Genomic DNA, 22348 nt, shown 5'->3' with positions numbered 1-22348 from the left:
CGCTCGTCCGAGTGGCCAATAAATTCTCTCATGAACAAGTAAGGGATTACGATGAAACTGCAGCAGCTGAAGTATATTGTTGAGGTTGTAAACCATAATCTGAATGTATCCGCGACGGCAGAAAGCTTGTATACCTCTCAGCCAGGTATCAGTAAACAGGTTCGGTTGCTGGAAGATGAGTTAGGCATTCAGATTTTTGAACGTAGCGGTAAGCACTTAACACAGGTGACACCTGCTGGTGAAGAAATTGTACGTATCTCTCAAGAAATTCTCGCTCGTGTAGAAAGTATCAAAGCTGTAGCAGGGGAGCACACCCACCCAGAAATGGGGACGCTGAATATCACCACGACACATACGCAAGCGCGTTATGCTTTGCCGGATGTCATCAAAGGTTTCACTTCTCGCTACCCAAAAGTGTCATTACACATGCATCAAGGTACGCCGTCACAAATGTCTGAGGCAATTGCTAAAGGTACGGCGAACTTTGCGATTGCGACAGAAGCGCTTCACTTATATCAAGATGCCATCATGCTGCCTTGTTATCACTGGAACCGTTCAATTGTCGTGCCTAAAGATCATCCATTAGCGAAGAAAGATAAGGTAACGATCAGCGATCTTGCCGCTTATCCATTGGTCACTTATGTGTTTGGTTTTACGGGCCGTTCAGAGTTAGATACCGCATTTAATCGTGAAGGTTTAACCCCGAGAGTGGTGTTCACTGCAACTGATGCGGACGTTATTAAAACGTATGTTCGCATGGGTATTGGTGTTGGTGTGATTGCGAGCATGGCTGTGGATGAAGAGCAGGACAGCGATTTAGTCGCAATAGATGCGAGCCATTTATTCGGGGCTAGTACGACAAGTATTGGCTTCCGTCGCGGCACATTCCTGCGCTCATACATGTTCGATTTTATGGAACGCTTTGCTCCTCATTTAACTCGCCCAGTGGTAGAGCAGGCGATTTCGTTGAAATCTAATGCAGAAATCGAAGAGATGTTTAAAGACATCGAGCTCCCGGTGAGATAACACTTCATTGATGTTTCGATTCCCTCTACAATGCGCTCGTTGTAGGGGGAGTTATGAAAACGCAATTTCAATTTATTAATGACTGCTTATTGGAAAACGAATCGCTATGGCGGTTTGAACCATTTAAAAGTAGCATTCACACCGCATTACCTTGGCAAGAGCAACACCCTCAGTTGTGCCAGTGGTTAGTGTCTCTTTCTCCCTCTCAAATCGAAGAGTATAAAGCGGAACCTGAACTCGCCTTAAAAGCGATAAGCGCGTTCGTGCCTCAACTCGAACAACTCGCTTATCACACGCGTTTAGAGTCTTTAACCTTAAATGGTTTGGCACTCGCTCGTGGTTTAGAAAACGGCATTCCCGGACGTAAGCTGGAGCAAATCAGCTCGATGGGTGAAGCTGCAATTCAACAACACTGTGGCGAAGAATGGTTAGAGTGGTGTTCAGGGAAAGGTTATTTAGGACGAATCCTGGCAACACAAACCGATCAGCCTGTGACCAGTTTCGAATATCAACAAGTACTGTGTGATTCGGGGCAACAAGCTGCGAATGAACACCATTGGAAAATGACGTTTATTCAAGGTGACGCGTTCGATAGCAAAGCAAAAGCGGTATTCAAGCCAACGCAACACGCGGTGGCACTGCATGCGTGTGGTGACCTCCATGTTCGTCTAATGCAGTACGGCAGTGAGAGTGGGATTGCTGCGATGACCATCTCACCTTGTTGTTATCACTTGATTCAGTCGGAACAATACCAGCCGATGTCGAAACCGGGGAGGGTTTCTTCTCTCTCATTGTCTAAGCAAGAACTGCGTATCCCGTTACAGCAAACGGTGACAGGGGGAGAGCGTGTACGTCGCCATCGTCAGCAGGAAATGGTGTTTCGTCTTGGCTTCGATTTGATTACTCGACGAGCGTTAGGCATGGCAGAGTACCAACCTGTCCCCAGTATTCGTAAGTCGCAATTAAGTGAAGGCTTTGAATCTTTGTGTCGCTGGGCGGCGGAGCAGAAAGGTATCGTTCTTTCTCAAGAAATCGATTTCGATCATTTTGAAAAGTTAAGCGAACAACGCTTCTGGCAAATGGAGAGAATGAGCTTAGTGCAACTGGTTTTTCAACGTCCATTGGAGATCTGGCTCGCATTGGACAAAGCACTTTATCTTGAAGAACGTGGTTATCGTGTTAGATTGTCAGAGTTTTGCCCTAAATCAGTTACACCTAGAAATATTTTAATTTGCGCATATAAGAATTAGTTATTTTTTATAGCTAAACGCTCTATATGAAAAAGCCCACTTATGCGTGGGCTTTTGTAAACAAAACGTGACAAATTGTGTTTTATTTTGTCATTAATTGAACATAGCGATAGCTTGAGTTGGTTCAATGTATTCCAAGTCAAAGCTTTCTGCTACTTCTTTACATGTTACTTTTCCGTGAATAACGTTTAGACCTTCAAGGAAGCCTTTGTCTTCTAGAAGTGCCTCACGGTAGCCTTTGTTTGCGAGTTTCACAATGTAAGGGAGTGTTGCATTGTTCAATGCGAAAGTTGAAGTACGTGCAACCGCACCAGGCATATTTGCTACGCAGTAGTGAACCACTTCATCAACGATGTAAGTTGGATCTGCGTGGGTTGTTGCGTGAGATGTCTCGAAACAGCCACCTTGGTCAATAGCCACGTCAACCACTGCCGCACCCGGTTTCATCTTAGCAATGTGCTCTTTTGTTACCAGCTTAGGCGCAGCTGCTCCAGGAATTAGAACGGCACCGATAACAAGGTCAGCTTCTAGAACATGCTTCTCGATAGCGTCTTCAGTAGAATAAACCACTTTAGCGCGACCTTGGAACTCTTCGTCAAGCTTACGAAGTGTATCTACGTTGCGGTCTAGAATGGTTACGTCAGCGCGAAGACCAACAGCCATGCGGGCTGCGTTTGCACCAACAACACCACCACCAACGATGACGACTTTCGCTGGCTCAACACCAGGAACGCCACCTAGAAGTAAACCACGACCCCCGTGTGATTTTTCTAGAGTTTGGGCTCCAGCTTGGATAGACATACGACCTGCCACTTCTGACATTGGTGCTAACAGTGGCAAACGACCCATATTATCTGTTACAGTCTCATAGGCTATACAGACAGCTTTGCTCTTGATTAGCTCATCAGTTTGTGGAAAATCTGGTGCTAGGTGTAAATAAGTAAATAAAATTTGCCCTTCGCGGAGCATTGCTCTCTCTACTGCTTGGGGTTCTTTTACTTTTACAATCATGTCTGCTTGCGCGAATACGTCTGCAGCATGAGGGAGAATGGATGCGCCGACAGCGATGTAATCATCGTCTGAAAAACCAATGCCGGCACCTGCATTGGTCTCAACTAAAACTTGGTGACCATGTGAGATGAGTTCTCTCACGCTTGCTGGGATCATACCAACACGATATTCGTGGTTCTTGATTTCCTTAGGTACGCCAATGATCATCCTGTATCCTCTTTCTATAATGGTTGTATTAACTGTTTGTAGGGTGTTATTGTCGAATTAATAACTAGTATAGTTATAGATTTGTAAAATTTGGCACCAAATATTAAAAAGTTGTAGTATATTTTTTTGCAAGGAAGTAATAAGGTGGAATAAAAAATGGCAGACAACTATAAAAAGCCGTCCAAGGAACTAGACCGTATCGACCGCAACATTCTTAATGAACTGCAGAAAGACGGTCGTATTTCAAACGTTGAGCTTTCAAAACGTGTGGGACTTTCTCCAACGCCATGTTTGGAGCGTGTACGTCGCTTAGAGCGTCAGGGTTACATCACAGGATACACTGCATTATTGAATCCGCAGTTCCTGGATGCGTCACTATTAGTATTCGTTGAGATTACACTAAACCGTGGTGCGCCGGATGTATTTGAGCAGTTTAACTCAGCTGTTCAAAAGCTAGACGACATACAAGAGTGTCATCTTGTATCAGGTGACTTTGACTATCTTCTTAAAACCCGTGTATCAGATATGGGGGCTTACCGCCGACTATTGGGCGATACGTTACTACGCCTACCTGGCGTAAATGACACTCGCACATACGTTGTAATGGAAGAAGTGAAACAATCTAACCAGCTTGTGATCAAAACTCGTTAATTTCTTGCAAAGAAAGCGGTATATGCTTCCGCTTTCGCCAGAGAGTAATTGGGTTTTTCTCTTTGATATGGTTAAATCAATTTACCGAGCGGCTTGATGCCGCTCGGAATGTTTTGCAATTTCCTATTTCATTTCCATATTCAAGTTGATTTATGTTCAAAGAGAACGCAAAGAAAGTCGAAACCATTATCAAAACCAGTGAAGAGCCCCAGTCTTCACGCTTAAATGGCTTCCAACGCTTAAAAGAGTGCTGCTTTATCGTTGGCGTTCTTAGCTCGGTATTGCTTGCGGTTGCACTATTTACCTTCAGTCCGGCCGATCCTTCCTGGTCCCAAACCGCATGGGGAGGGGAGATCGACAATGCTGGTGGCCTTTTCGGCGCTTGGCTTGCGGACACACTATTCTTCACATTTGGCTCTCTCGCTTATCCCATCCCTTTCTTGCTAGCTGCGGCTGCATGGGTGATTTGCCGTAAACGAGGAGAAGATGAGCCAATTGATTTCATGTTATGGGGTACGAGGTTACTCGGCCTTGTCGTCCTTATAATGACTAGCTGTGGTCTAGCCGATATTAATTTTGATGATATTTGGTATTTCTCGTCCGGTGGTGTCGTCGGGGACGTGTTGTCTAGCCTAGCTTTACCTACATTGAATGTACTTGGCACGACATTGGTACTGCTGTTCTTATGGGGAGCGGGTTTTACTCTCTTTACTGGCATCTCATGGCTTAATATTGTGGAGTGGCTTGGTGATCGTGCATTAGCGCTAATTGCGGCGCTTGCAAATAAGATAAGAGGCTCTGAGCAAGAAGTTTTAGAACCTCAGTTAGATGAGTTCGTGGAAGATAAAGTCTCTACGCCTAGACATAACGTAGACCATGACATTGATGATGAACCGCTTCCTCATTTAACGGCGTTCGATGTCGATGAGCCGAAAGAATCGGCGCCTGCGCATGAGTATCCTATTTATATGCCGCAAGCTAAACCTGAGAAACCAGCGGAACAAATGATGGTGGAACCGACGCCACCACAACACAAGGCTACGGTTAATGCTGCGCCAGTTTATGCTCAACCTGAGCACCAAACGCAACCTGTCCATGCGGTGAATACTGATAACGTTGATCCGCTTCTGGAGCGTACCAAGCAGCTGAATGTCACGATAGAAGAGCTTGAAGCTGCAGCGCAACAAGCAGATGACTGGGGAACTGAAGAACAGGTAGCCCCATCATTTGCAGACACTTACTCTTCCTATGTAGAGCAACATACAGCTACAGAAGAACCGAACAGTGTTGAACCAGATTATGCGGAGTACGAACAATTTGAAGCAGAGCAAGTACAGCAGCCAAGTATTGAGCATCCTGTGCATGAAGAGCCTGTAATTGATTCCGCTGCGCTAGATAGCATCACGGAGCAAACAGAATCGAGTCAACACATTGAACCTACGATCTCTGATTTTGACGTGTTAGACGATGAAGACGAAGTGGAGTCACAGTCTATACAACAAGTACAGCCAGCTCCAACAACACCTCATCAGCAAGTGGCAACACCTTCAACAACATTTGAACCTGCACTTCAAAAAGCGGAGGTTGAAGAGGTTCAAGACGGCGACGAAGATGTAGCGGCATTCCAAGACATGGTTTCTAGTGCGCAAGCCAAAGTAGCAGCGACACAGAACCCATTTTTGGTACAGAAAGAAGAAAACTTGCCTGTTCCAGAAGAACCACTTCCAACGCTCGAGTTGCTTTACCATCCAGAAAAACGCGAAAACTTTATCGACCGAGATGCGCTAGAGCAGGTCGCTCGATTGGTTGAGAGCAAGCTAGCGGACTACAAAATCAAAGCCGACGTGGTGGGGATTTATCCTGGTCCAGTGATCACTCGTTTTGAGCTTGATTTGGCGCCGGGGGTAAAAGTAAGCCGTATTTCTGGTCTTTCAACTGACTTAGCGCGTGCATTGTCTGCAATGGCTGTACGTGTTGTAGAAGTAATCCCTGGCAAGCCTTACATCGGTTTGGAACTGCCAAACATGAGCCGTCAGACGGTCTATTTATCTGATGTAATCAGTAGTCCTCAGTTTGAGCAAGCAACGTCACCCACAACGGTTGTGTTAGGTCAAGACATTGCGGGCGAAGCTGTTGTGGCCGATCTCGCGAAGATGCCTCACGTGCTAGTAGCAGGTACAACAGGTTCTGGTAAGTCGGTGGGTGTGAACGTGATGATTTTGAGCATGCTGTATAAAGCTGGCCCAGAAGATGTACGCTTCATCATGATTGATCCGAAAATGCTAGAGCTTTCTATTTACGAAGGTATCCCTCATCTTCTTTCTGAAGTTGTGACTGATATGAAAGACGCATCAAACGCTCTACGTTGGTGTGTGGGTGAGATGGAACGTCGTTATAAATTGATGTCGGCATTGGGCGTTCGTAATGTGAAAGGCTTTAACGAGAAGTTGAAGATGGCGGCAGAAGCGGGTCACCCAATTCATGATCCATTCTGGCAAGAAGGCGACAGTATGGATACGGAACCGCCATTGTTAGAAAAACTGCCTTACATCGTTGTTGTTGTCGATGAATTTGCTGACCTGATGATGGTGGTGGGTAAGAAGGTAGAAGAACTGATTGCACGCTTGGCACAAAAGGCGCGTGCGGCAGGTATTCATTTAATTCTTGCGACTCAGCGTCCATCGGTGGATGTTATCACGGGTCTGATTAAAGCGAATATTCCAACTCGTGTTGCGTTTACGGTATCGACTAAAACAGACTCCCGTACGATTCTAGACCAAGGTGGTGCAGAATCACTGCTTGGTATGGGTGATATGTTGTATCTACCGCCGGGCTCAAGTCATACAACTCGTGTCCACGGTGCATTTGCATCAGATGATGATGTTCATGCTGTTGTAAACAACTGGAAAGCGCGTGGTAAACCGAACTACATTGAAGAGATCATCAGCGGAGATCAAAGTCCAGAAAGCTTATTGCCAGGTGAGCAAATGGAAGCGGATGAAGATGTGGATCCACTCTTCGATCAAGTCGTTGAGCACGTAGTTCAGTCACGTCGAGGCTCTGTTTCTGGCGTACAGCGTCGATTTAAGATCGGTTACAACCGTGCCGCCCGTATTGTTGAGCAACTCGAAGCGCAAGGTATCGTGAGTGCACCGGGTCACAACGGTAACCGCGAAGTTTTAGCTCCTGCGCCGCCAAAAGATTAATGAACTTGTTTTACTCACTTCAGTCCAACTGAGGTGAGTAACTTTAGGTCTTTGACCCTCTGATAGGTATCTGAATGAAAAAACGATTTTCAGCGAAATTTTTCTCAGCGCTAGTTTTAAGTGTTTCTTTCTTCTCAGCTGCGAATGCAGCATCTCCAAAAGATGAACTCAATAAACGTCTCGCAATGAACGAGGGTTTCAGTGCCGATTTCTCCCAACAAGTGATCAGCCCTGAAGGTGAAACGGTAATGGAAGGTGAGGGCACGGTTGAAATCGCTCGTCCAAGTTTGTTCCGTTGGAGTACGACTTTCCCAGATGAAAACCTTTTAATATCTGACGGTAAGACGTTGTGGTATTACAGCCCATTCATTGAACAAGTAAGCATTTACTGGCAAGAGCAAGCGACCGAGCAAACACCATTTGTGCTGTTAACTCGCAATAGAGCAAGCGATTGGGATAACTATAAGATTTCTCAGAAAGGTAATGAGTTTACGCTCATTCCAACGGCAATTGACTCTACTCAAGGCCAATTCCAAATTAATATTGATACAAAAGGCGTAGTGAAAGGCTTTAACGTCATTGAGCAAGATGGTCAGAAAGGGCTGTTTACTTTTAGTAATGTTAAGCTTGGTAAACCAAAGGTAGACAGATTTACATTCACAATTCCAGATGGCGTGGAAGTGGATGACCAAAGGAATTAATTGGTAGTGAGTAATTACACGTTAGATTTCTCAGGGGACGAAGATTTTCGTCCCCTTGCTGCTCGTATGAGACCACAAACAATCGAACAGTATATTGGGCAGCAGCATATTTTAGGTCCGGGTAAACCCCTACGCCGAGCGCTAGAGGCGGGACACATTCACTCGATGATTTTGTGGGGACCACCAGGCACAGGCAAAACGACATTAGCGGAAGTGGCAGCAAACTATGCCAACGCCGAAGTTGAGCGTGTATCTGCGGTGACGTCTGGCGTTAAAGAGATCCGTGCTGCGATCGACAAAGCGCGTGAGAACAAAATGGCAGGTCGCCGCACTATCTTATTCGTGGATGAGGTGCATCGCTTTAACAAATCGCAGCAAGATGCGTTTTTACCGCATATTGAAGACGGTACGGTTACGTTTATCGGTGCGACCACAGAGAACCCTTCGTTTGAGTTAAACAACGCATTACTCTCGCGTGCTCGCGTTTACAAGTTGATTTCTCTTGACCAAAGCGAAATATCGCTGGCGCTTGATCAAGCGATTAACGACAAAGAGCGCGGCTTGGGTAATACACCAGCAAATTTCGCCGACAACGTTCTAGATCGCTTAACAGAGCTAGTGAACGGTGATGCTCGCATGTCTCTTAACTACCTTGAGCTGCTATACGATATGGCAGAAGACAATGCGCAAGGTGAAAAAGAAATCACGCTTAAGTTGCTTGCGGAAGTGGCGGGAGAAAAGGTCTCTCGCTTTGATAACAAAGGTGATATCTGGTACGACTTAATCTCTGCAGTTCACAAATCCATTCGTGGTTCAAATCCAGACGCCGCTTTGTATTGGGCTGCACGTATGATCGCCGCAGGTTGTGATCCGCTCTACATCGCTCGCCGATTACTTGCGATAGCATCGGAAGATGTTGGCAATGCGGACCCTAGAGCCATGCAAGTCGCACTCTCCGCGTGGGATTGCTTTACCCGTGTTGGTCCGGCAGAAGGTGAACGTGCGATTGCACAGGCGATCGTTTACTTAGCGTGCGCGCCAAAAAGTAATGCGGTGTACGTAGCATGGAAACAAGCGCTCACAGATGCTCATAACTTACCTGAATATGAAGTGCCTCATCACCTTCGAAATGCACCTACCAGTTTGATGAAAGACATGGGTTATGGAGCAGAGTATCGTTATGCTCACGATGAGCCGGGTGCCTATGCAGCCGGTGAGCAATATTTGCCACCAGAAATGGCGGATCGTAAGTATTATCAGCCAACAAATCGCGGTCTAGAAACCAAAATCGGCGAAAAGTTAGATTACTTGGCTAAATTAGACGCAAATAGCCAACAAAAGCGCTATGAAAAGTAGGCGTTTTTGGATACATTTGTTCAGTAAATTTTTTTAACGCGTACGCTTGGAAAGTGCGCGTGATTTCACAACAAAAAGCATAGGATTAACAATGCTGGATTCTAAATTACTTCGTACAGAGCTGGATGAAACAGCTGCTAAACTGGCGCGTCGTGGCTTTAAGCTAGACGTAGAGACTATTCGTAAACTTGAAGAACAACGTAAGTCCATTCAAGTAGAAGTAGAAAATTTACAATCCACGCGTAACTCCATCTCCAAACAAATCGGCCAAAAAATGGCGGCTGGCGACAAAGAAGGCGCAGAAGAGATCAAGAAACAAATCGGTACTCTAGGTAGCGATCTTGACGCGAAGAAAGTTGAACTTGAGCAAGTAATGGCTCAACTAGACGAATTCACGCTTTCTGTACCAAACATCCCGGCAGATGAAGTGCCAGATGGTAAAGATGAAAACGACAACGTCGAAATCTCTCGTTGGGGTGAGCCTAAGACTTACGACTTCGAACTAAAAGACCATGTTGACCTAGGTGAAATGGGCGGCGGTCTAGACTTCGCAAGTGCAGTTAAGATCACTGGCGCACGTTTCATCGTGATGAAAGGCCAATTTGCTCGTCTACACCGTGCAATCGCTCAGTTCATGCTAGATCTTCACACAGAAGAACACGGCTACACAGAAATGTACGTACCTTACCTAGTAAACTCTGACAGCCTATTCGGTACTGGTCAGCTTCCTAAGTTCGGTAAAGACCTTTTCCACACAGAGCCTCTAGCAGAAAAAGTAAACGACGAAGAGCCACGTAAACTGTCTCTAATCCCTACGGCAGAAGTACCTGTAACGAACCTAGTTCGTGACACGATTTCTGACGAAGCGGATCTACCAATCAAGATGACAGCTCACACGCCGTGTTTCCGTTCAGAAGCGGGTTCATACGGTCGTGATACTCGTGGTCTGATTCGTATGCACCAGTTCGACAAAGTTGAGCTAGTACAAATCACGAAGCCAGAAGATTCAATGAACGCACTAGAAGAGCTAACAGGTCACGCAGAGAAAGTTCTACAACTTCTAGAGCTTCCTTACCGTAAAGTGGTTCTTTGTACAGGTGACATGGGCTTCGGCGCTCGTAAAACTTATGACCTAGAAGTTTGGGTTCCTGCTCAAGAAACTTACCGTGAAATCTCTTCATGTTCTAACATGTGGGACTTCCAAGCTCGTCGTATGCAAGCGCGTTTCCGTCGTAAAGGCGAGAAGAAACCTGAGCTTGTACACACGCTAAACGGTTCTGGTCTTGCTGTAGGTCGTACCATGGTTGCTATCCTAGAAAACAACCAAGAAGCAGACGGTCGCATTGCAATCCCTGCAGTACTTCAGAAGTACATGGGCGGCGCAACGCACATCGGTTAATGAATTAACCACTAGAACACCAAAACCCAGCCATAGTGCTGGGTTTTTTGTTAGCGGTGGCCGCCAAAATTACTGAAAGCACGCGGGTGTTTGCAGCGCGGCTTCCACGGCGTTAACCAGTTTTTCTATGTGTTCAGGCTGGCTAATAAATGGCGGCATCATATAAATCAGCTTGCCAAATGGACGAATCCAAACTCCGTGTTCAACAAACAAGGCTTGGATGGTTTCCATATTCACTGGGCGATGCGTTTCCACAACGCCAATGGCACCCAACCAACGGGTGTTTTTCACCAAGTCGTATTCTTCAAGTTTTGGTAGTAACTCAGAAAACAGCGTTTCAATTTGTTGGGTTTGTTGCTTCCAATCACCTTGCTCGATCAATTCCAAACTTGCAGTAGCTACAGCACAAGCGAGTGGATTCCCCATAAAGGTTGGACCGTGCATAAAACAACCAGCATCACCACCACAAACAGTGTCTGCTACGTGTTTGCTCGCTAGGGTCGCAGAGAGCGTCATGTAGCCGCCAGTGAGTGCTTTCCCGACACACAGAATGTCTGGTTGAATATCTGCATGTTCGCAGGCAAACAATTTGCCTGTGCGTCCAAAACCGGTAGCGATCTCATCTGCAATCAATAACAAACCGTATTTGTCGCAAAGTCTACGCACGCCTTTGAGAAATTCGGGATGGTAGATACGCATGCCACCTGCGCCTTGAACGATAGGCTCAAGGATCACCGCAGCAAGTTCTTGATGGTGCGTTTCAATCTTGTGCTCGAAGTCGGTAAGGTCTTCTGGCTTCCATTTATCCCAATAACCACAAGTTGGTGACTCCGCAAAGATATGCTCAGGCAGAAAGCCTTTGTAGAGAGAGTGCATGGAGTTATCAGGATCGGTTACCGACATGGCCGCAAAGGTGTCACCGTGATAACCGTGTCGTAAAGTAAGAAACTTCGGTCGGCGTTCACCTTTTGCATGCCAATATTGCAGTGCCATTTTTAAGCTGACTTCTACGGCAACGGAGCCTGAATCGGCAAGGAATACATGTTCAAGATTACTTGGCGCTAGGGGTAGCAACTTCTTACACAAACTGATTGCTGGCTGGTGGGTAATCCCGCCAAACATCACGTGAGAGACTTGATCGATTTGCTGGTGAGCCGCTTGATTTAAGTGCGGATGGTTATAGCCGTGGATCGTCGACCACCAAGAAGACATGCCATCGATAAGCTCAGTACCGTCTTCCAATTTAATGTGAACACCACTTGCTGATTCTACTGGGTAGCAGGTCAGAGGTGTTAATGTCGAAGTGTAAGGATGCCAGATATGCTGGCGGTCGAAGGCGAGATCCATGTGCGATTCCAATAACAAATGAGATTAAAAAACAAACAGATGTAAACTTTGTTGTTTTGTGTTGTGTTGACAGTTTATCGAGACTCAGTAGACTGTCAACACAACAACAAAAGTGACTAAAGGAATACACGTGGAAGTTCGTCATAACTGGACGCATGCTGAAGTGCGCGATCTCATGGAAAAACCATTCATGGATCTCCTATTCGAAGCGCAGCTTGTACATCGTCAATATCAACAAACCAACCATGTTCAAGTAAGCACGCTTCTGTCGATTAAGACAGGTGCTTGTCCAGAAGATTGTAAGTACTGTCCTCAGAGTGCTCGTTACACCACAGACATCGAAAAAGAGCGTCTGATGGAAGTAGAACGCGTACTCGATGCTGCGCAAAAAGCCAAAAATGCTGGTTCTACTCGATTCTGTATGGGTGCAGCATGGAAAAACCCGAAAGAGCGTGACATGCCGCATTTGACCGACATGATCAAAGGCGTGAAGGGCATGGGTTTAGAAACGTGTATGACATTGGGCATGTTGACGCCAGATCAAGCAAAGCAATTGGCAACCGCTGGTCTGGATTACTACAACCACAACCTAGATACCTCACCTGAGTTTTACGGCAACATCATTACCACACGTACTTACCAAGACCGTTTAGACACTTTGTCTCACGTTCGTGATGCTGGCATGAAGATCTGTTCCGGTGGCATCATCGGCATGGGTGAAAGTGCTAACGACCGAGCAGGTTTGTTGGTTGAATTGGCTAACTTGCCGGTACACCCTGAAAGCGTTCCAATCAACATGCTCGTGAAGGTAAAGGGCACACCATTGGAAGAAGTGGACGACGTTGAGCCGTTCGACTTTATTCGTCTGATTGCAATAGCACGAATCATGATGCCTCAATCAGCCGTTCGTTTATCCGCTGGCCGTGAAAACATGAACGAACAAATGCAAGCGCTGTGTTTTATGGCGGGTGCCAACTCCGTCTTTTATGGTTGCAAGCTTCTGACCACGCCAAACCCTTCAGAAGACAAAGACATGATGCTGTTCGACAAGCTCGGCATTAACAGCCAAGAGGTGTCTCAAAAACCTGATGAAATCGAAGAAAACGAGTTGCTGGATCGCGTCGTAGAGCGCGTTGCTGCTCGTCCGACAAAAGACGACCTTTTCTACGATGCCAGCGTTTAAATCTCGTATCGAGTCCGCCCTTGCTGAGCGTAAGACGCAAGGGTTGAATCGTTCTATGAATGTGGTGTTTGCCGGTAACCAGTCCGTTTTGGAACACGAAGGCAGACGCTACATCAACTTCTCAAGTAATGATTATTTAGGCTTGGCTAATGACCAAGCGCTTGTTCGTGCTTGGCAGCAAGGTTTAAGCGTATATGGTAGTGGCAGTGGAGCATCACCGATGGTGACTGGTTTTAGTGCCGCGCACAGCAATTTAGAAGCGGCACTAACCGAATGGCTGGGTTACGAAAGGGCAGTCCTGTTTGGCTCTGGATTCAGTGCTAACCAAGCTTTGTTATTCACCTTGCTAGAAAAATCAGACGTACTCATCCAAGACCGTTTGAACCATGCCTCGTTGATGGAAGCGGGGGCGTTGTCACCAGCTAAGATGAAGCGCTTCAAGCACAATGACATCGAACACCTGAAGTCGCTGATTAATAGCGAAGACAACCATCTAGTTGTGACTGAAGGGGTATTCAGCATGGACGGTGATTGTGCACCACTTGCTGATATCGCTGACGTCACCGGTAATCATGATGCATGGCTTGCTGTAGACGACGCTCATGGTATCGGTGTTCTAGGGGAATCTGGCGGTGGCTCATGTGAATTAGCGGCGGTTAAGCCTGAGATACTGATCGTTACTTTCGGCAAAGCGTTTGGTATGTCTGGCGCGGCTATTTTATGTGACCACGCAACGGGAGATTTTTTAACTCAGTTTGCTCGTCACCATGTGTATTCCACGGCGATGCCTCCGGCACAAGCCTATGCGCTCACGCATGCTGTCTCGATGGTTCAAGAGCAGCCTTGGCGACGTGAAAAGCTCACAGAGTTAAGTGAAGTGTATCGAGATAGCCTCAGCGACGTTGAGGGCTTTGTTGAGACTCAAACTTCGATTAAGCCGTTTGTGATTGGTGAATCTGATTTGGCTTTGCGAGTAGCAGGTGCTTGTCGCCAAAACGGTATTTGGGTTACTGCTATTCGTCCTCCAACAGTTCCGAAAGGGACGTCTCGTCTGCGAATCACACTCACTGCTAATCACACTAACGAACAAGTTAAAACGCTTTCAATGGCATTGAAGCAAGCATTAGGAACGCAGTAATGGATAATGCAGAGCAAATGAAGTTGGATTGCTTACTGCCTAATAAACAAGCGATCGCCGCTTCCTTTAGTAAAGCAGCTAACACGTACGACAAACATGCCGCTTTCCAGCGTGATGTCGGCCATCGCTTACTAGACAAACTTCCGAATGACTTAACTCATAAACGTGTTTTGGATTTAGGATGTGGTACGGGCTATTTTTCTCAACTTCTTCAAGAGCGTGGCGCTGAAGTGTTTTGTGTGGACATCTCTCAAGAGATGCTAAGCAAAGCTATGGTGCGCTGTGGCAATGAACGAATGAATTATGTGCTAGCCGACGCAGAAAACTTGCCTTTCGACGATACAAGCTTCGACTACGTATTCTCTAGCTTGGCTTTGCAATGGTGTGCCGATTTAAGTTATCCCCTGAGAGAAGTTCGTCGTTTACTAAAAGCTAATGGGAAGGCGGCTTTTTCTACCCTAGCTGAAGGGTCACTGTGCGAGTTGCGAGCATCATGGAAAAAAATTGATGCATATCAACACGTCAATAACTTTCTGTCGCTCAATCAGGTAAAAATTGCGTTAGCGCAATCTCGATGTGACAACCATCAACTAGACTTGACCACCATCACAGTTTGGTACGACTCAGCATTTTCAGTTATGCGTGACCTCAAAGGTATAGGTGCAAATCACGTAAGCGGGCGCTCACATGGTTTAACCAGTCGAGAGACTTTGTTGCAAGTTGAGCATGAGTACCAAGCGTTTAAAAATGATCAAGGTCTTCTACCTGCAAGTTATCAGGTTTGTTTTGGAGTAATACATCTATGATTGATGCTTTTTTTATTGCTGGTACGGATACTGATGTAGGAAAAACGGTAGCGTCTAAAGCCATTTTGCAAGCGTTGGCAGCAAAAGGACTAAACACTATTGGTTATAAACCAGTGGCAGCAGGGAGTGATAAGACTGAAGCTGGATGGCGTAACTCTGACGCCTTACATTTACAAGCGGCCGCGACACTCGATGTCGCTTATGATGATGTGAATCCATACGCTTTAGAGTTGCCTGCTTCTCCTCACATCGCGGCAAAACATGAACATGTCGAAATAAAATACGAACTCCTCAGTGAAAAGCTGGCTCAACACAAGCAGCAAGCTGATGTCGTTCTCGTTGAGGGCGCTGGTGGTTGGCGTGTGCCTGTGTCAGATACCGACTGTTTATCTACTTGGGTACAAGTAGAGCAGTTACCCGTGGTCTTGGTGGTTGGTATTAAATTAGGTTGTTTGAGCCATGCTTTACTCACGGCTGAGAGTATTAAAGCGGATGGCTTGAATCTTGTTGGTTGGGTGGCAAACCGAGTTAACCCTGGCACCGAGCACTATGCTGATATTATCGAGATGCTTGAAGCGCGTATCGGTGCGCCTAAGCTTGGCGAAATCCCATACATTCCAAGTGCTAAGCGCAAAGAGCTAGGCAAGTACATTAATATCGAGCCTTTGCTAAATACTGACTGATTGTGTTTAAAATACTAAAAAAACCAAAGGGCTGCGCAATGCAGCCCTTTTTTATTGGTGTAATCTATAACATCAGATTACTTATCTTGGCTAAGCCCCATCAATGCTTGCTGAGTTTCTGCAACACGCTGAGACATATGATGATCGGTTGAAATACCAAGTTGTTGCTTCGCCTCATCCTCTGAGATGCCTAGATGACAACGTAGTAAATCAATAGCCATTTGATAGTCGTTAGTTTCTACCATGGTTTTTCCCTCAATACATGGAAGTTTTGAGCTCACCTAATGTACCTTTTTAATGTACTTAGAGTGGCTCTGTTTTGTTCATCTCACTTGAATCTAGCATGTCCATGTCGCCGCACAATAAGACCAAAGTCTATAGCGGGGCTAACATACTGTTTTTGGTCTAGTAAAATATTTCTAGCTAAGCTGCCTAGAGGTGATAGATTTAACATCAAGGTCATCCATTGATAGATGAGGTGCGATTCAAAGTGCTTTTCATCACGGTAAGGAATGAATATGAATGGAGGTAATGGCTTTTATCAGAACGTGCCTAGAAATCGCTTGAGCATGATCTTTCAGTCTCGAAAACAAATGTTGCAATTTATTGCTTAACCTTGTTTTTATCGCGGATAGACTATATCTATAACGCACGGAGCATGAAACTTAGCGGAATTGGCTTTTACAGCGATTACCACCTGTTCCTTATAACAATCCGTTTTAAAAAAAACGATAAGCTTCCTCGGAGAAAAGTAATGAAGCGAATTATGTTATTCCTAGCAACTAACCTAGCTGTCGTGCTAGTGCTTAGTGTTGTTCTGAATATTGTTTACGCTACCACTGGAATGCAACCTGGCAGTCTTTCTGGTTTGCTAGTTATGGCCGCCATATTTGGTTTTGGTGGTGCACTGATTTCGTTGATGATGTCAAAGGGCATGGCACTGCGCTCGGTTGGCGGTATGGTCATTGAAAGTCCGCGTAACGAAACTGAGCATTGGTTAGTCGAAACAGTGGGTCGTCAAGCTCAGCAAGCGGGTATTGGTATGCCAACGGTGGCTATTTATGACTCACCAGATATCAATGCATTCGCGACGGGGGCAAAGCGAGATGACTCTCTTGTCGCGGTTTCCACTGGCCTTTTACACAATATGACTCGTGATGAAGCAGAAGCGGTACTGGCCCACGAAGTGAGCCATATTGCAAATGGTGACATGGTCACGATGACATTGATGCAAGGTGTTGTGAACACGTTTGTTATCTTCCTATCCCGTTTTATCGCCAATATTGTGGCATCGAACGATGATGAAGAAGGTCAAGGTACAAACATGATGGTTTACTTCGGTGTATCTATGGTGCTTGAGCTAGTGTTTGGTTTCTTAGCAAGCTTTATTACCATGTGGTACAGCCGTCATCGCGAATTCCATGCCGACGCAGGTGCTGCTCACTTAGTTGGTAAAGAGAAAATGATCGCGGCATTGGAACGTTTGAAGATGAGTCACGAATCTCAACTTGATGGCACAATGATGGCATTCGGTATCAATGGCAAGCAGTCATTGACTGAGCTACTGATGAGCCACCCTCCGCTAGATAAACGTATTGCAGCGTTACGTAGTCAGCAATACTAGTTGTAAAAAACTGACAGCGCACACGAAAGTAATCGTTAATTTCCTGAAAAGGCTTGGTTTTGACCAAGCCTTTTTTTTGATCGATTGATCGCTTGCGAGATTCATCACGTATCTACCTACAGAAACAAAGTTATACAAAATAATTTTTGTACAACTTTTAAAGAATGAACTATCTTGTACATATAATAATTTTGTACAACTTGATGGGCATGTAGGAGTAAACACATGGACATACAGTCTGTTGGCAATATCTATCAAAAGCTGAATAAAGCGAACTTACATCTGCTTAAAGACGTATATCACCAAGATGTCGTCTTTGAAGATGCTGCCCATCGTTTAGAGGGGTGGCCTGCACTTTCAGATTACTTCACATCATTATATGCCAACGTCATAAGCTGTGACTTTGTTATCCACGAACATCAACAAGTCGGAGATACTGGCTTCCTAACGTGGACCATGGATCTTCAGCATCCCAAACTTCAAAAAGGTGCACCTATTCTCGTTAATGGTGTGTCGCATCTTAAATTCAGCGAAGGCCAAGTTATTTATCACCGAGATTACTTTGATCTCGGAGAAATGCTTTACGAAAACTTACCTTTACTTGGCTCAGTCGTAAAAACCATCAAGCAGAGGTTAGGACAATGAACAATACTATCTTAATCACTGGCGCTACCTCCGGAATAGGGAAGCAACTGGCTTTAGATTACGCGAACTCTGATTGGAGCGTTATTGCTTGTGGGCGAAACAAAGACGTTCTTGCTGAATTGAGGGCTGCTTCTTCTAATATCCATACATTGCAGTTTGACGTGACAAACCATGAACAAACTCAGCAGGCGCTATCCAGTTTGCCTTTCACGCCGAGTACCTGGGTTTTTAATGCAGGGGATTGTGAGTATATGGACAACGGTGTGGTTGACGCGAAACTCATGGCGCGTGTGATGAATGTAAACGTCGTTGGTGTTGCCAACTGCGTAGAAGGTTGCCAACCACACTTAGATAAAGGGCATCGCATCGTTATCGTGGGTTCTATTGCTTCAGAAGTCGCGTTACCAAGGGCTGAAGCCTACGGCGCTTCTAAGGCTGCTGTGAGCTACTTTGCTCGCACATTAGCTGTTGATTTGAAGAAGAAGGGCATTCAAGTGGTGACCGTGTTCCCAGGCTTTGTGGAAACCCCGTTAACTGACAAAAATGACTTCGAAATGCCGATGATTATTTCTACGCAGCAAGCCTCCAACTCTATCAGAAAACAGTTGGCTGCCAACAAGACTCACATCTATTTCCCCGCGAGGTTTACCAGTATTTTACGTTTTATCTCGTTACTTCCATACAGTTGGCAAGCTCGCCTAACTGCTAAACTCGTGTCATAAGAAGGAATAAAAATGAAAACAGCAGGAAGAAAGAAGATAGCGATTGTGGGGACCGGAATTTCTGGCCTTACGTGTGGTTACTATCTACATAAAGAGCACGATGTCACCGTATTTGAAGCTAACGATTACATTGGCGGGCACACCGCGACGGTGGATGTAAAACTCGATGGTAAAGAATATGCGATTGATACGGGCTTTATCGTTTACAACGATCGCACTTATCCTAATTTCATCAAAATGATGAACGAGATTGGTGTCGAAGGATTGCCAACCCAGATGAGCTTTAGTGTAAGAAACGACGGCAATGGTTTGGAATATAACGGTCACACCGTGTCGACATTATTTGCTCAAAAGCGTAATTGGGTAAATCCTAAGTTCTATCGTTTTATCTTCGAGATCCTTCGTTTCAACAAACTTGCCAAAAGCGTCGCTAGCAAACAATCGAGTCATTCTCAGACGCTAGGTGAGTTTCTTGATGAGCACAACTTCAGTACTTTCTTTTCAGATAACTACATTTTGCCGATGGGCGCTGCAATTTGGTCTTCGACTTTAGCGGACATGCGCGCATTTCCGCTGATGTTTTTCCTTCGCTTTTTCTTAAATCACGGATTGCTTGATGTTACTAACAGGCCGCAATGGTATGTAATTAAAGGTGGCTCTCGTGAGTACATTCCACCTTTGACTCAAGGTTTTATCGATAAAATTCGACTCAATAGTCCGGTAGAAAAAGTGCTACGTAGTGAGAATGGTGTGGGTTTAAAAGTCAACGGTGAAATGCATTGGTTTGATGATGTCATCTTTGCTTGTCACAGTGATCAAGCGATGAACATGTTAGGTGACATTAGCCCAGTCGAGCAAGAGGTGCTGGGTAATATGGCTTATCAAGCGAATGAAGTGGTGCTTCACACTGATACGAGTTTACTTCCAAAGCGTAAAGCGGCGTGGGCTTCGTGGAACTACCTACTGGAGGGCAGTGAAGACGAACAGCAACGTCTCCCTTCGCTTACTTACAACATGAATATTCTCCAACATGTTCAATCTGAGCACACATTCTGTGTCACGCTAAATAGCACTGAGCAGATCGAACCGAGCAAAGTATTACGGACGTTTACCTATCACCATCCAGTGTTCTCCACCGACTCTATCGCTGCACAGCAACGTAAAGAAGAGGTGCAAGGGCTGAACAATACTTGGTTCTGCGGCGCTTATTGGTACAACGGTTTCCACGAGGATGGCGTTCGCAGCGCATTGGACGTAGTGAAAGGGCTTGAAGAGAAATATCGCGTTCAAACTGCTGTCAACTTAGAAAAAGGTGCAGCGTGATATGGATAGCCAAATGAACAGCCAGTTGTTTGTTGGCAACGTTCGACATCGCAGGTTCACGCCGATAAAACATGAATTGAACTACTCATTGTTTATGCCAGCTATTGACGTCGATGAGCTAAAAAAACTAGAGGAAAAAGTTTGGGGTTTTGGCTCTCGTTGGTGGCATTGGGCACGCTTTAAACGCAGTGACTATGTTGGTGAGGGCTGCTTAAAGGTGGCCGTACACGACAAAATTGAAGAGTTAACAGGTGTTCGTTGTACCGGCAAAGTCATCGCTGTTTGTCATTTGCGCTATTTAGGACTTTATTTTAGTCCGGTGAATTTCTACTACGTTTATAACAAAGAAGGGGAATGGAAATACCTCTTAGCTGAAGTCAGCAATACACCTTGGAACGAGCGTCATTACTACGCAGTCGCTGCTGAGCAAAACGATGAAAACTTTGGATGGGAACAAGAGAAAGCCTTTCATGTTTCTCCGTTTAATCCGATTGACCAACAGTATCACTGGAAGATTAAACCACTGACGGACAAGTTAAGGATTCATCTTGAATGCCACAAAAGCGAAAAGCACTTTGATGCGACGATGACAATGAAAGCTCAAGTGTTTTCGAGCAAAAGCTTATTGAAGTGTTTGATCGTTACGCCAATACAGACGGTAAAAGTAATGGTTGGTATTTATTGGCACGCATTAAAACTTTGGGTGAAAGGCGCGCCTTTTTATTCTCATCCTAAATATTCAACACACGACGAAATAGAAGCCGACACTAAAAAAACAGACAAAAAAAATAAAAAGCACAAGGAGAATTCTGCATGTTAAATACCAGTTCTATGACATTGCCGCGCAAATTGACGACAACACAAAAGGCGGCTCGCGGAGTTATTTTTCAATGTCTGCAAAAAATGGAAATCGGCTGCTTAACTGTTATTGAAAGCTTTAAGACGGAAACGAAAGAAAGAAGCGAGCGCTTTAATGCGCCCAACGGTGAATACAGCGGTCAGCCTGTTGTGGCGACGATTGAGGTAAAGCATCCTGGCTTTTACTCGCGAATCTTGCAAGGTGGCAGCATTGCGGCGGGTGAGGCTTATATGGATGGTTGGTGGGACAGCCCGGATCTAACCTCGTTAATGAAACTTATGGCTCTCAATATGCGAGCGCTAGATAAACTTGAAGAGAAAGGAAGTTGGCTGACTAAAATACTGTACAAGTTCAGTCATTGGAGCAACCGCAACTCTCAAGAGAACTCTCGTAAAAACATTCATGCGCATTACGACTTGGGCAACAATTTGTACGAGTCATTTTTAGACGACAACATGCTGTACTCATCGGCCTTATATGTGCAAGACAACGATACTTTGGAACAAGCGCAAATCAACAAAATGGATCGTTTGTGCCAGCAACTTGAGCTTCAACCATCCGATCGAGTGATTGAGATCGGTACAGGGTGGGGGGCTATGGCCATTTACATGGCAGAGCAATATGGTTGTCATGTAACGACAACGACGATTTCTGAAGAGCAGCATGCTTACGCTGAACAAAAAATTAGAGAGCGAAATTTGGGCGACAAGATCACTCTATTAAAACAAGACTATCGAGACCTTTCGGGTCACTACGATAAGTTAGTCTCGATAGAAATGATCGAAGCGGTTGGAAAACAATTTTTGCCTTCCTACATCAAGCAATGCCAATCATTACTCAAGCCGGGTGGTTTAATGGCAATTCAAGCCATCACTATCGCTGACCAGCGTTATGATTACTACAGTAACAACGTTGACTTTATCCAGAAATACATCTTTCCAGGTGGGTTCTTACCTTCGGTTACATCTTTAACTCAAGCTGCGACCAAATACAGTGACTTGGTGGTGAGAGACTTATTTGATATTGGTCTGGACTATGCGAAAACCTTGAGCGAGTGGCACTCTAGATTTAATCAAGCTGAAGATCACGTACGCTCTCTCGGTTATGACGACCGCTTTGTCCGCATGTGGCGCTACTACCTTAGTTATTGTGAAGGTGGGTTTTTAGCTCGAAGTATCAGTGCCGTTCACATGACATTCCAGCGACCTTAA

At 45.4% G+C, this 22348-nt stretch carries 20 protein-coding genes; 17 read left to right on the top strand and 3 right to left on the bottom strand.

What is annotated here, in order from left to right:
• Positions 1-51 precede the first annotated feature (51 nt).
• Together cysB and OO778_RS10965 are read left to right on the top strand one after the other, a co-directional pair.
• Entirely contained in the window at positions 52-1026 is a 975-nt protein-coding gene (gene cysB / locus OO778_RS10970) for an HTH-type transcriptional regulator CysB (protein ID WP_006742885.1), read from the top strand.
• A gap of 53 nt (positions 1027-1079) precedes the next feature.
• The gene (locus OO778_RS10965) at positions 1080-2276 is read left to right on the top strand and encodes a methyltransferase (RefSeq protein ID WP_085343594.1); all 1197 of its coding nucleotides are present in this window, start codon (positions 1080-1082) and stop codon (positions 2274-2276) included.
• Positions 2277-2369: 93 nt separating this feature from the next.
• On the opposite strand, the gene ald is transcribed toward OO778_RS10965, so the two are convergent.
• Entirely contained in the window at positions 2370-3494 is a 1125-nt protein-coding gene (gene ald, locus OO778_RS10960) for an alanine dehydrogenase (protein ID WP_074191099.1), read from the bottom strand.
• 156 nt (positions 3495-3650) lie between these two features.
• Here ald and lrp point away from each other — a divergent pair, with 156 nt between their 5' ends.
• From lrp to serS, 5 genes are all read left to right on the top strand, one after another.
• Positions 3651-4145 carry a leucine-responsive transcriptional regulator Lrp gene (gene lrp, locus OO778_RS10955; protein ID WP_005378234.1) on the top strand — a complete coding sequence of 165 codons (495 nt, stop codon included), beginning with the start codon at positions 3651-3653 and terminating at the stop codon, positions 4143-4145.
• Positions 4146-4297: 152 nt separating this feature from the next.
• Entirely contained in the window at positions 4298-7351 is a 3054-nt protein-coding gene (locus OO778_RS10950) for a DNA translocase FtsK 4TM domain-containing protein (RefSeq protein ID WP_074191100.1), read from the top strand.
• Positions 7352-7425: 74 nt separating this feature from the next.
• The gene (gene lolA, locus OO778_RS10945; protein WP_074191101.1) at positions 7426-8052 is read left to right on the top strand and encodes an outer membrane lipoprotein chaperone LolA; all 627 of its coding nucleotides are present in this window, start codon (positions 7426-7428) and stop codon (positions 8050-8052) included.
• Positions 8053-9408: a replication-associated recombination protein A gene (locus tag OO778_RS10940; protein WP_269468967.1), complete on the top strand. Its 1356-nt coding sequence runs from the start codon at positions 8053-8055 to the stop codon at positions 9406-9408.
• A gap of 91 nt (positions 9409-9499) precedes the next feature.
• Positions 9500-10807, top strand: coding sequence for a serine--tRNA ligase (serS, locus tag OO778_RS10935; RefSeq protein WP_053807197.1), 1308 nt, complete (start codon positions 9500-9502; stop codon positions 10805-10807).
• A 69-nt stretch (positions 10808-10876) separates the two neighbouring features.
• On the opposite strand, the gene bioA is transcribed toward serS, so the two are convergent.
• Positions 10877-12154 carry an adenosylmethionine--8-amino-7-oxononanoate transaminase gene (gene bioA / locus OO778_RS10930; protein WP_074191102.1) on the bottom strand — a complete coding sequence of 426 codons (1278 nt, stop codon included), beginning with the start codon at positions 12152-12154 and terminating at the stop codon, positions 10877-10879.
• Positions 12155-12284: 130 nt separating this feature from the next.
• On the opposite strand from bioA, the gene bioB reads away from it, so the two are divergent.
• From bioB to bioD, 4 genes are read left to right on the top strand one after another with little or no spacing between them, the layout of a single operon-like run.
• Positions 12285-13337, top strand: coding sequence for a biotin synthase BioB (gene bioB / locus OO778_RS10925; RefSeq protein WP_012841957.1), 1053 nt, complete (start codon positions 12285-12287; stop codon positions 13335-13337).
• A complete protein-coding gene (gene bioF, locus OO778_RS10920) occupies positions 13324-14475 on the top strand; it encodes an 8-amino-7-oxononanoate synthase (RefSeq protein WP_074191104.1) in 1152 nt (383 codons plus the stop codon). The genes bioB and bioF overlap by 14 nt, the downstream gene beginning before the upstream one ends.
• On the top strand, positions 14475-15281 hold the full coding sequence (bioC, locus tag OO778_RS10915; RefSeq protein ID WP_074191105.1) for a malonyl-ACP O-methyltransferase BioC: 807 nt from the start codon (positions 14475-14477) through the stop codon (positions 15279-15281). Before bioF ends, bioC begins: the two co-directional genes overlap by 1 nt.
• Entirely contained in the window at positions 15278-15964 is a 687-nt protein-coding gene (gene bioD, locus OO778_RS10910) for a dethiobiotin synthase (protein ID WP_074191106.1), read from the top strand. The genes bioC and bioD overlap by 4 nt, the downstream gene beginning before the upstream one ends.
• A 77-nt stretch (positions 15965-16041) precedes the next feature.
• Here bioD and OO778_RS10905 read toward each other — a convergent pair whose 3' ends face one another.
• Positions 16042-16245: a hypothetical protein gene (locus tag OO778_RS10905; protein WP_162860661.1), complete on the bottom strand. Its 204-nt coding sequence runs from the start codon at positions 16243-16245 to the stop codon at positions 16042-16044.
• 473 nt (positions 16246-16718) lie between these two features.
• On the opposite strand from OO778_RS10905, the gene htpX reads away from it, so the two are divergent.
• From htpX to OO778_RS10875, 6 genes are all read left to right on the top strand, one after another.
• Positions 16719-17588, top strand: a complete 870-nt coding sequence (gene htpX, locus OO778_RS10900) for a protease HtpX (RefSeq protein WP_005390832.1) — start codon at positions 16719-16721, stop codon at positions 17586-17588.
• Positions 17589-17813: 225 nt separating this feature from the next.
• Positions 17814-18233 carry a nuclear transport factor 2 family protein gene (locus OO778_RS10895; RefSeq protein ID WP_005390833.1) on the top strand — a complete coding sequence of 140 codons (420 nt, stop codon included), beginning with the start codon at positions 17814-17816 and terminating at the stop codon, positions 18231-18233.
• A complete protein-coding gene (locus tag OO778_RS10890) occupies positions 18230-18955 on the top strand; it encodes an SDR family oxidoreductase (RefSeq protein ID WP_074191107.1) in 726 nt (241 codons plus the stop codon). Before OO778_RS10895 ends, OO778_RS10890 begins: the two co-directional genes overlap by 4 nt.
• 12 nt (positions 18956-18967) lie before the next feature.
• The gene (locus OO778_RS10885; protein ID WP_074191108.1) at positions 18968-20278 is read left to right on the top strand and encodes an NAD(P)/FAD-dependent oxidoreductase; all 1311 of its coding nucleotides are present in this window, start codon (positions 18968-18970) and stop codon (positions 20276-20278) included.
• Between the two features lies 1 nt (position 20279).
• Entirely contained in the window at positions 20280-21098 is an 819-nt protein-coding gene (locus OO778_RS10880) for a DUF1365 family protein (protein WP_074191109.1), read from the top strand.
• Positions 21092-22348 carry a cyclopropane-fatty-acyl-phospholipid synthase family protein gene (locus OO778_RS10875; RefSeq protein WP_074191110.1) on the top strand — a complete coding sequence of 419 codons (1257 nt, stop codon included), beginning with the start codon at positions 21092-21094 and terminating at the stop codon, positions 22346-22348. Before OO778_RS10880 ends, OO778_RS10875 begins: the two co-directional genes overlap by 7 nt.

The organism is Vibrio sp. STUT-A16, assembly GCF_026000495.1.
GTDB classification, from domain to species: Bacteria; Pseudomonadota; Gammaproteobacteria; order Enterobacterales; family Vibrionaceae; genus Vibrio; species Vibrio diabolicus.
This window is presented reverse-complemented; position numbering and strand designations above follow the sequence as displayed.